The organism is Marivirga harenae, from assembly GCF_030534335.1.
Taxonomy (GTDB): Bacteria; Bacteroidota; Bacteroidia; order Cytophagales; family Cyclobacteriaceae; genus Marivirga; species Marivirga harenae.
Window position 1 is genome coordinate 2,171,932 of the sequence record NZ_CP130565.1, and the last position, 10,981, is coordinate 2,182,912.

9 protein-coding genes are annotated in these 10,981 nt (G+C 37.2%); 8 read left to right on the forward strand and 1 reads right to left on the reverse strand.

Annotated elements, in window-relative coordinates; translation table 11 throughout:
- Positions 1-145: 145 nt before the first annotated feature.
- On the reverse strand, positions 146-1,042 hold the full coding sequence (locus tag Q3Y49_RS09425) for a glycerophosphodiester phosphodiesterase family protein (RefSeq protein WP_303272064.1): 897 nt from the start codon (positions 1,040-1,042) through the stop codon (positions 146-148).
- Positions 1,043-1,126: 84 nt separating this feature from the next.
- Here Q3Y49_RS09425 and Q3Y49_RS09430 point away from each other — a divergent pair, with 84 nt between their 5' ends.
- The 8 genes from Q3Y49_RS09430 to mraY all read left to right on the forward strand — a co-directional run bounded on the left by Q3Y49_RS09430 (position 1,127) and on the right by mraY (position 10,981).
- Positions 1,127-2,524, forward strand: a complete 1,398-nt coding sequence (locus Q3Y49_RS09430; protein WP_303272065.1) for an MATE family efflux transporter — start codon at positions 1,127-1,129, stop codon at positions 2,522-2,524.
- Positions 2,525-2,971: 447 nt separating this feature from the next.
- A complete protein-coding gene (locus tag Q3Y49_RS09435) occupies positions 2,972-4,108 on the forward strand; it encodes a CaiB/BaiF CoA transferase family protein (RefSeq protein ID WP_303272066.1) in 1,137 nt (378 codons plus the stop codon).
- Between the two features lie 353 nt (positions 4,109-4,461).
- A complete protein-coding gene (mraZ, locus tag Q3Y49_RS09440; protein WP_303272067.1) occupies positions 4,462-4,908 on the forward strand; it encodes a division/cell wall cluster transcriptional repressor MraZ in 447 nt (148 codons plus the stop codon).
- Positions 4,909-4,913: 5 nt separating this feature from the next.
- Positions 4,914-5,819 (forward strand): 16S rRNA (cytosine(1402)-N(4))-methyltransferase RsmH, encoded by a 906-nt coding sequence (rsmH, locus tag Q3Y49_RS09445; RefSeq protein ID WP_303272068.1) that lies wholly within the window; start codon positions 4,914-4,916, stop codon positions 5,817-5,819.
- A complete protein-coding gene (locus tag Q3Y49_RS09450) occupies positions 5,816-6,199 on the forward strand; it encodes an FtsL-like putative cell division protein (protein ID WP_303272069.1) in 384 nt (127 codons plus the stop codon). Before rsmH ends, Q3Y49_RS09450 begins: the two co-directional genes overlap by 4 nt.
- Positions 6,189-8,285, forward strand: a complete 2,097-nt coding sequence (locus Q3Y49_RS09455) for a penicillin-binding protein (RefSeq protein WP_303272070.1) — start codon at positions 6,189-6,191, stop codon at positions 8,283-8,285. The genes Q3Y49_RS09450 and Q3Y49_RS09455 overlap by 11 nt, the downstream gene beginning before the upstream one ends.
- Positions 8,285-9,751, forward strand: a complete 1,467-nt coding sequence (locus tag Q3Y49_RS09460; RefSeq protein ID WP_303272071.1) for a UDP-N-acetylmuramoyl-L-alanyl-D-glutamate--2,6-diaminopimelate ligase — start codon at positions 8,285-8,287, stop codon at positions 9,749-9,751. The genes Q3Y49_RS09455 and Q3Y49_RS09460 overlap by 1 nt, the downstream gene beginning before the upstream one ends.
- Positions 9,752-9,763: 12 nt before the next feature.
- The gene (gene mraY, locus Q3Y49_RS09465; protein WP_303272073.1) at positions 9,764-10,981 is read left to right on the forward strand and encodes a phospho-N-acetylmuramoyl-pentapeptide-transferase; all 1,218 of its coding nucleotides are present in this window, start codon (positions 9,764-9,766) and stop codon (positions 10,979-10,981) included.

A 10,981-nucleotide genomic window follows, 5' to 3' on the forward strand; every position in this document is an offset into this window, starting at 1 on the left:
TTAGGAATTATGAGATTGCTCTTTTCAAAAAAAAGCAGAAACCTGTCAGGTTTAAGATATTAAGGGTACAGTAATTATTTTACTATATGTTACATTTAATTAAATAAAACCTGACAGGTTTTATATCTTTTTTCTCACAGCAAAATTAAGGATTATTGCGGAATTTGTCGGCTAATTGAGGATAATCTGTAATAATGCCGTCAACCCCTATTTTCAGTAATCTTTTAGCATCTTTTTCTTCATTTACTGTCCATGGGATGATTTTTACTCCTTTTTCATGAAGCGCAGTCACCATATTTTTATCCACTAATTGGTGATAAGGACTGTAAATTGCAGGCGTAAACCCTAATTCTTCAAACTGTTTTTCCCAAGCACCACTTTCATAAACCAATGCGGCCAATGGAACTTTAGGGAAAGTTTTATGGAAGTGTTTCAATACATCAAAATCAAATGATTGGATGTTCCATTTTTCTTGTGGGTATTCCATAAATAGTACCTTAAAGACTAAGCGACTAAATTTCTTGATATTAGGATGATAGACATTCTGCATGCCGTCTTCATACTTAATTTCCACATTCATAAAAGGAAGCTCTTTTCCTTCTTTTTCACAGTATTCAATTGTTTTTTTAATAATATCATAGAGTAAGGGCTTAGGAGAACTAACTTGTTTTTGATTTGGGAAATCAGGGTTTTTCAGGCTTCCGCAATCACATTTTTGCAGTTCCTCGTAAGTCATTTTGTATATATTCCATCCTTTTTCTGCTCTTTCAGTGATGGGTTGACCAGCAGTATCTAAACATATTTTGTGGTTTAAATAGGGTTCATGTGAAAGCACCACTTTTTCATCTTTGGTGATGACTACATCCATTTCCAAAGTAGTCATGTTTTGATCTATGGCATATTGAAATGCAGCCCAGGTATTTTCAGGATAAACCCCTCTGGCTCCTCTGTGGCCTTGCCAGTCTATGTTTTCGTAGTTTTCAGGAGTTTGGGAGCATGCCGAAATCATAAGAATTAGGGAAAAGAGAATTAGATTTTTCATTTTACAATGGATTTAAAATAAGTAACAGCAATTTAATCAGTTAAAATTAACTCATTATTAAATTTTTGTGTAAATCGCATTTCAATGCTTCAAAGAATCCGAAAATATATCGTATTTCTTCAGTATGCTATCAAAGGCACTAATGAGGATCTTACTAATATAAAAATTAGCCGGGCTATTATTCTATTGTCTATTCCTATGGTTTTAGAAATGGTGATGGAGTCGCTTTTTGCCGTGGTGGATGTGTTTTTTGTGGCTCAGGTGAGTACGAATGCAGTGGCTACTGTTGGACTTACGGAATCCGTAATCACTATTGTTTATTCATTAGGAATTGGTTTAAGCATGGCAGCAACCGCTATGGTGGCCAGACGAATCGGGGAGAAAAAGAAGAAGGAAGCCTCTCATACAGCAGTTCAATCCATCATTTTGACAGTAGCAGTTTCTTTGGTTTTGAGTGTGGCAGGCTTTATTTATGGCGAGGATGTTCTTCGATTAATGGGAGGCGAAGAAGAGTTAATTCAAGAGGGCAAATGGTACACTAAGATTTTATTTGCTAGTAATGGTACCATTATGTTGCTTTTCTTAATCAATGGAATTTTCCGCGGTGCAGGAAATGCGTCTATTGCCATGCGTGCTCTGTGGTTAAGCAATATTTTGAACATGATCCTAGATCCGATCTTTATTTTCGGATGGGGACCTATCCCAGCCATGGGTGTGACTGGCGCTGCGGTGGCTACAGCAATAGGCAGAAGCATTGGGGTTTTATATCAATTGTATCACCTTTTGAAAGGGACTGGTGTGATCAGTGTTTCTTTTCAACATATTAAGCCAGATTTCGCGGTTCTGAAAAGGATTGTAAAAATTGCTTCCGGTGGAGTAGGACAGTTTTTAATTGAATCCGCAAGCTGGATATTTTTAGTTCGAATCATATCTAATTTTGGAAGTGAAGTTTTGGCAGGCTACACGATTGCTCTGAGAATTATCATTTTCACGATTCTACCATCCTTTGGAATTAGCAATGCAGGCGCAACTTTAGTGGGACAAAATTTAGGGGCAAAACTACCGGATAGAGCCGAGAAATCCGTCTGGTTGGCAGCTCGTTATAATGTTGTTTTCCTTTTCTCGGTGTCTTTAATTTTCTATATTTTTTCTAATGAAATTGTAGGGATTTTCACGGATGTAGAGACGGTAAAAAAAGAAGCTATCAAGGCAGTGCGCTATATTTGCTTTGGTTATATCTTCTTCGCTTACGGTATGGTGTTGAGTCATGCTTTCAACGGGGCGGGGGATACCAAAACACCTACAATCATTAATTTTGTATGCTTCTGGCTGTTTCAAATTCCATTGGCCTATTTCATGGCAAATGATCTAGGTTTTGGTTCTGATGGTGTTTACCTGGGGATTGTTTTTGCCTTTGCACTTTTAGCAGTAATTTCAATTATCTGGTTCAAAAGAGGGAAGTGGAAATTGACTGAGGTTTAGTTTTTTTTTCAAAGCAATTGTTGATTAACAATACCATAAAGTATTGCAAAATTGCTATTTTCTTGCGAGCTGGAGGCTAGTGGAATGTGAAATTTCATAAAATCTTCTCAATTTAATTAATCTACAAAATTTGTTCGAAGAGTGCGGGGGGGGGAGGAAAGTTTAGCGGGCCTGCTTGTGCAGACAAGCCAGCGTGGGTGTAGCGGGTCGAAGCATTAAACTTTCTTGATTTTTTGAATCTTTTTTATCAAGAAAAAAGATTGAGTGATATTAAAGTATTGAACTCTGCTACTAACTGATAACTGAATCAAAAATCTAATTAAGTAAATAGGTAAAAATGCCAGCTGAGACATTATTTTCTACTATATGTAACCAAATGGAAAGAAATATTCATAAATTCATCATACGAAATTTATACCAATTTCAAATTTACTTTTAAAATTAAATATGCCTCCAATCTTCAAAACCCTTCGCGTAATCGAATTAGCAAACGTCCTCGCAGGTCCTTCTGTAGGTCAGTTTTTTGCTGAGCTAGGCGCTGAAGTAATTAAAATAGAAAATCCAAAAACAAATGGCGATGTCACCCGCTCATGGAAGCTTAACAATGAAAATGCTGAAGATTCAGTTTCAGCCTATTTCTCGGCAGCGAACAGCGGTAAAAAATCAATTGGACTCGATATCACTGATCAGCAAGACTTATCCATTTTACATAAATTAATTACCAAATCCGATATCGTAATTGCCAGTTATAAAGCAGGTGATGCTGAGAAGTTGAAGGTTGATTATCAATCTTTAAAGTCCATCAATTCTAAGATTATCTACGGCCAAATAACAGGCTATGGAGATGATAATGAACGGGTGGGATACGATGCCATCATCCAGGCGGAAAGCGGTTTTATGAGTATGAATGGCGAACCTGACGGTAGCTCTTTGAAAATGCCAGTTGCTCTAGTGGATGTTTTAGCTGCACATCACTTGAAAGAAGCAATTTTACTAGCATATATCAACCTGCTTAAGACCAATGAAGGAGCAAAAGTATCAGTATCACTATTTGAATCTGCAATTGCTTCATTAGCCAATCAGGCTACAAATTATTTGATTGCAGGCCACGATCCGCAAAAGATGGGGGCTGAGCATCCTAATATTTCACCTTATGGAACAGTTTTGCATACTTCCGATCAAAAAGAAATTCTTTTGGCTGTAGGGACCAATACTCAATTTCAAAAACTTTGTGATATTTTGGAAATACCCAAAATGGCTCTGGATGAAGATTTTAAAACCAATGCCTCGAGAGTAGAAAATAGAAAAAAATTAAATCAATTATTGCTGGAAAAAGCCCAGTCTTTTGAATCGGAAACCCTACTCAATAAATTAAAATCTGCTCAGGTTCCTGCCGGAAAATTGCAATCGGTTGGACAGGCTTTGGAAGGAAATGACGGCCAAGAAATGATTATGAAATTTGAGGAATCTGTAACAGGATTAAGAAATTTTGCGGCTAATTTATCATTCATGGGAAGAATCTCCCACCTTGCCCCACCACCCGAATTTGATCAAGATAGAACCGAAATATTGGCTTTGCTGTAGTTTGCGTAAAGATTACACCCAAAAGTCAGGTTTTTTGAATCTTACACTTTGTATTTTTTCTTGGATTACGATTTATTTCTGATTTCCAAATAGTTACGATATTTTCCAATAGAAATTATGAAAGTCATAACTTATTGAATAACAGGAGTTTATTTTTTCATCGACCGGAAATAATCAATAGTCGAGGACAGAAAGAAATACTGCGAATCTTTTATTTTGAGCCAGTTTTCCTTGACTTTTTTATGTCAAGAATGTAATCTTTTGAAGAAAAGTGTAAAAAAGTGGGGGAAAGTGGTATGAAATGTCGCATATTGTTTTAGCTTTGCATATAAGAAATTGTGTAAACTGTAAGCATGGCATTCTTCACCGGTGAATATGATTGTAAGCTAGACGCCAAAGGGCGTATGGTCTTGCCTGCCAAGATCAAAAATGCTCTACCTGAGGGTAGCGGTGATGAAATAGTGGTGCGCAGAGGATTTGAGCCATGTTTGGTGCTTTACCCGATGCTCGAATACAAAAAGATTTTTTCAAAGATTGCCGGCTTGAACGAATTTAATGCAGAATACAGAAATCTACAGCGCAATTTCTTCAGGGGCAATGCAATCGTGGAACTCGATAGTGCCGGAAGAATTTTGATTCCTAAGAACATGATGGCCTTTGCCGGATTAGAAAGAGAATCGATAGTAGTAGGGATGGGAAATAGAGTTGAAATATGGGATGCATCGAAATATGATGATTACCTCATTAAAGACCAGAAAGAATTTTCTGATTTAGCTGAGAAACACCTTTTTGAATCTTAATCCCTATGAGCGAATATCACGAACCGGTTATGTTACAGCAATGTCTGGAGGGTTTGGCTATTAAGCCCAACGGCATTTATGTTGATTTGACTTTTGGCGGTGGGGGACACTCAAAAGCTATTTTAGAAAAACTTAAGGAAGGAAAGCTATTTGGCTTTGACCAGGATCAGGATGCTGAGGCCAATGCCGAAGCAATAGCCCATTCTGGTTTTGAGTTTGTTCAGGCTAATTTTCGATTTGTAAAAAAATATTTGAAATTATACCGTATCAAAGAAGTTGATGGGGTATTAGCTGATTTAGGAGTTTCTTCCCATCAGTTCAATAAAGCCGAAAGAGGATTTTCCACTCGCTTTGATGCAGAATTGGATATGCGAATGGATCAGCATGCTCCGGTGAGTGCAAAAGAAGTGGTGAATGATTACAGTGAAGCGAAGTTGCATAAAATTTTAGGACTTTATGGCGAGGTTCGAAATGCCAAAACGTTAGCTTCTGCTATTGTATCTGCAAGAGCCAATGCTCCCATCAATACGATAGGAGAATTGAAAGAGGTGTTACAGAAATTCGCTAAGCGCGGCAGAGAAAATAAATATTACGCACAGGTTTTTCAAGCACTCAGAATTGAAGTGAACGAGGAGCTAAAAGCTTTGGAAGAAGCCTTGTTGCAGATGGAAGACTTGATTAAGCCAGGCGGTCGTTTGGTAGTGATGAGCTACCATAGCTTGGAAGATAGATTGGTAAAAAATTTTATTAATAAAGGTAAATTAGACGGTGAAGAGGAAAAGGATTTCTACGGAAATGTATTGAAGCCATTTAAAGCGATCAATAGAAAGCCTATTACTGCTGAGGAGGATGAATTAGCAAGTAATAATCGGGCTCGAAGTGCAAAATTAAGAGTAGCTGAAAGGTTATGAGTGAAAATACGTTTAAAAAGAAGGATAAAAACCAAGCGAAAGATTCAGCTTCAGGGAGCATATTCTCCAAGTTGGATAAAAAGCTGGGCGGGAATAATGGCGAAGGGGGATTACCAGTGCATTATCTGCCGTATGTTTTATTCTTAGTAGCGATAGGAATTTTTTATATAGGTAATAGTCATTATGCCGATAAGACCACGCGTAAAATCGATAAGCTTCATCAAGAAGTGGAGGATTTAAGAGCGGATTATACCACTTTGAAATCAGAATATATGTTTGCATCCAAACAATCGGAGGTTGCAAAAAAAGTTAAAAAATTAGGGTTAAAGGAATCAGAAAAACCACCATTCAAAATAGTAATAGAAAAAGGTGAATATTAAGAAGTCCATATTGCTCAGAGTTCGATTGGCATTTTTGGCTATTGTCATTTTTGCTGGGGCTATTATGTACCAGATTTTCCACATCCAATGGATGGAGGGAGATAAATGGCAAAAAATGGCTGAGGAAATCAATATGAGCTATCAGGAAGTGAAAGCTACTAGGGGGAATATTTATTCTGACAATGGAAGTTTATTGGCTACTTCTTTGCCTTTTTATAAAGTAGCATTTGATCCCACCATAGCAGATGATCAATTATTCAGAGAAAGTATTGATTCATTAAGCTTAATGTTATCAAAAAGCTTTGGGCGTAACTCAACTTATTATAAACAACGAATAACTTCGGCCAGACAAAAAGGAAAGCAGTACATTTTCCTTTCAAGTGACCTAATTGGTTATCAAAAGAAAAAGGAAATGGAAACATGGCCTATTTTTCGTGAAGGACGATTAGGTGGCGGAGTAATTTTCACTAAAACAGATAAAAGATTTAGACCATTCTCAAATCTGGCTTTCCGAACTATAGGATTTTTAAATGAGAACGATTATGGAGCTGGCCTGGAATACAGCTTTAATAAGTATTTAGCCGGAACCCATGGGAAAGCATTATTCCAGAAAATTTCTGGAAGCAGTTGGAGGCCTGTAAATGATGGTTCTGAAATCAGGCCCAAAGACGGTTTTGATATTCAAACAACCATTGACATTAATCTACAAGATGTTTCTGAATCAGCCTTATTACGTCATTTAATAAAGCATGATGCCGATATGGGCTGTGTAGTGGTTATGGAAGTTAAGACGGGAGAAATCAAAGCTATTTCTAATCTGAAAAAGCTTTCAAGTGGAAAATATGGTGAAGTTTATAATTATGCGGTCGGAAGCCATGGTTTAAGAGAGCCGGGTTCTACCTTCAAATTAGCTTCTTATATGGCACTCTTGGAGGAAAAAAATATTCAACTTTCTGATTCTATTGAAACTGGTAATGGAGAATTGAAATTTTATAAGGACAAAGTGAGGGACCATAAACCAGGTGGTTATGGAACAATGTCAATTCAAGATGCATTTGAGAAATCTTCTAACATTGCCATTGCGAAATTAGTAGATGAAACATTTCGTGAAAATCCACAGCGGTTCCTAGATTACTTGAAAACAATGGGAGTGACGCAGCCATTAGGTTTTCAAATGGTCGGAGAAGGGAAGCCGAATATTCCACCAATCAAGCAGTGGAGCGGAATCACTTTGCCATGGATGGCTTATGGTTATGGCTTGGAATTAACGCCATTACATACTTTAACTTTGTTTAATGCAGTAGCGAATAACGGGAAAATGATCCGTCCGCTTTTGGTGAAATCAATTAAGAAAACAGACAAAGAAATTAATACTTTCAAAACCAGTGTGATCAGCAGTCAGATTTGCTCAAAAGAAACATTAGATAAATTAAAGATCATGTTAGAAGGAGTTGTAGAAAATGGAACTGCATCTAACATTAGCAATTCGGAGTATAAAATAGCAGGTAAAACGGGTACAGCCCAAAGTTTGAAAGATGGGCGCTATGTTAGGCAATACTATACTTCATTTGCCGGTTATTTTCCTGCAGATAACCCCAAATATTCAGCCATTGTGGTAATGGATAATCCTAAAGGATATCAGCAATATGGTTCCGATGTGGCTGCCCCGGTTTTTAAAGAGATTGCCGACAAAATATTTGCGCTGGATTTGAATATGCATGAGGAATATGAGCTTGCTGATAAGCCTGAAACTGGTATTTTCCCTGTGGTTCAAGCTGGTAACAAACAAGATTTATCAGCCATGCTGAATTATTTGGGTGTTTCAAATCATGCTGATGGACAAGAAATTGAATGGGTTCGAGCTTCCATTCATAATAACTCCATCAAATGGCAACCGAATAATGATCATCAGCAAGGATTGGTTCCTGACGTTAGGGGTATGACATTGCGGGATGCTTTATATCTTTTAGAAAATACAGGCTTGAAGGTGGAAGTGAAAGGGGAAAAGGGAAGGGTTTCTCAGCAATCACAATATCCGGGTTCGAGAGCATTGAAGGGAAGTACAATTAAATTAGAAGTAGGTTAGTGGCAAACTTAAAAGACATATTATATAAAGTAAAATTGATCAGCATTTCGGGTGCCACTGATATTGCTATAGATGCACTTCAGTTCGATTCTAGAATTGTAGGGGCTGGAGATGTGTTTATAGCCATTAAGGGGACTCAAGTAGATGGTCATGAATATATTTCTAAAGCAGTAGAGCAAGGAGCAGTAGCTGTAGTCTGTGAAGATATTCCTACTGAAATTCATCCTGAAGTAACTTATGTTCAGACGGATAATTCTGCCAAAGCTTTGGGCATTATGGCAGATAATTACTTTGGTCATCCCTCTGAGAGATTGAAGCTGATTGCTGTAACGGGTACAAATGGTAAAACAACGACTGTCAGTTTGTTACATCAGCTCTTTATGAACTTAGGTTATCACACGGGAATGATTTCTACGGTTCAAAATCAGATTAATAATGCTGTAATTCCTGCAACTCATACTACACCTGACGCTTTACAGTTGAATTCGCTTTTAAAAAAGATGGTGGAGTCTGGCTGTAATGTAGTTTTTATGGAGGCCAGTAGTCATGCTGTTGAGCAAGAGAGAATGGCAGGCTTAAAATTGGCTGGAGCCGTTTTTACTAATATTTCACATGAGCATCTAGACTATCACAAGACTTTTGACAATTACATAAAAGCCAAAAAGAAATTATTTGATGATTTGCCTGCCGATGCATTTGCGCTGGTAAATGTTGACGATAAAAGAGGAATGGTGATGTTGCAAAATTGTAAAGCCTCAAAACATACTTATTCCTTAAAAATGATGGCAACTTATAAAGCCAAAGTTTTAAGTAATTCGCTACAAGGGTTGGAGCTAAATATTGATCAAAAAGATGTTTGGTTTAGGCAAATTGGCTATTTCAACGCTTATAATTTATTGGCAGCTTATGCAACAGCACACCTTTTGGAGGAGGAAAGCGAAGAGGTTCTAATGAATTTATCTCAAATCGAATTGAATAATGGCAGATTTGAGCAAGTGCCAAATAATGCTGGAATCACGGCCATAGTAGATTACGCACACACCCCTGACGCTTTAGAAAATGTGTTGCAGACTATTGATAATATACGAACGGGTAATGAACAAGTCTTAACGGTAGTAGGCTGCGGAGGGAATAGAGATACAACGAAAAGGCCTTTGATGGCAGAAATTGCTTGCAGGTTTAGTGATAGAGTGATTTTAACTTCTGATAATCCTAGATATGAAGAGCCGGAAGCTATCATTGCCGATATGCAGAAGGGAGTGCCTATTTCTCAAGTGAGAAAAGTAACCAATCTTCCTGATAGAAAGGAAGCGATAAAATTGGCTTGTAGTTTTGCGCAAAAGGGAGATATTATTCTAGTGGCAGGTAAAGGCCATGAAACTTATCAGGAAGTGAGAGGCGAAAGAAGCCATTTCGATGATAAGGAAGTAGTAAATGAAATGTTGAGTTTAATACATAATAAATAAAAAAAGAGAATAGTGCTATATTATTTATTCGACTTCTTAAATAAAAAAATGGACTTGCTTGGAGCAGGGGTATTTCAGTATATCTCGTTCAGAGCAGGAATGGCCACGCTTTTCTCATTGCTAATCACCATCACCTTTGGTAAGCAATTGATAAATAAATTACGAAGAAAGCAAGTGGGTGAAACAGTGCGTGATTTAGGTCTTGAGGGACAAATTGAAAAATCAGGTACTCCTACTATGGGTGGGATTATGATTATTTTGGCTATTGTAATTCCAGTAGTTCTTTTCTCTAAAATCGATAATATCTACATCATTTTGCTTCTTGTATCCACAGTATGGATGGGTCTAATTGGTTTTGTGGATGATTATATTAAAGTATTTAAAAAGAATAAGGAAGGATTACAGGGCAAGTTTAAAGTGTTTGGTCAGATTGGTTTAGGATTAATCGTAGGCTTAACTTTATTTTATCATCCTGATGTTACGATTCGAGAGTTTGCATCACCGGTTAGTGTTTCTCAAGGTGTGGAAATGGTATCAGAAAAATCCTTTGAAGATGTTAAATCAATGGTAACTACCATTCCATTCTTCAAAAATAATGAATTTGATTATAGTAATATAATGCCTTTTCTTCCTGATGGATATACAGTAATCATTTATGTGTTATGGGTGATTTTTATAGTAACTGCTGTAAGTAATGGTGCCAATATAACCGATGGAATAGATGGTTTAGCTGCAGGGACCTCCGCAATTATTGGGTTGGCCTTAGCAATTTTTGCTTATGTTTCCGGTAATGCTATTTTCTCTCAATATCTCAATATAATGTTTATCCCCAACAGCGGGGAGATTGTGATTTTCTGCGCGGCTTTTGTGGGCGCTTGTGTTGGCTTTTTGTGGTACAATACCCATCCAGCTCAGGTTTTTATGGGAGATACTGGAAGCCTATCAATAGGTGGAATTATTGCAGTTCTAGCATTGGTGGTCAGAAAAGAATTGTTGATTCCTGTTTTATGCGGAATTTTCTTAATTGAGAATCTATCTGTAATCATTCAGGTGAGCTACTTTAAATATACTAAAAAGAAATATGGTGAAGGAAAGCGTGTCTTTTTAATGTCTCCATTGCATCATCATTATCAAAAGAAAGGAATTCATGAATCAAAAATTGTAAACCGCTTCTGGATTATGGGTATTTTATTAGCCATTATATCAGTAGCAACATTAAAGTTGAGATGA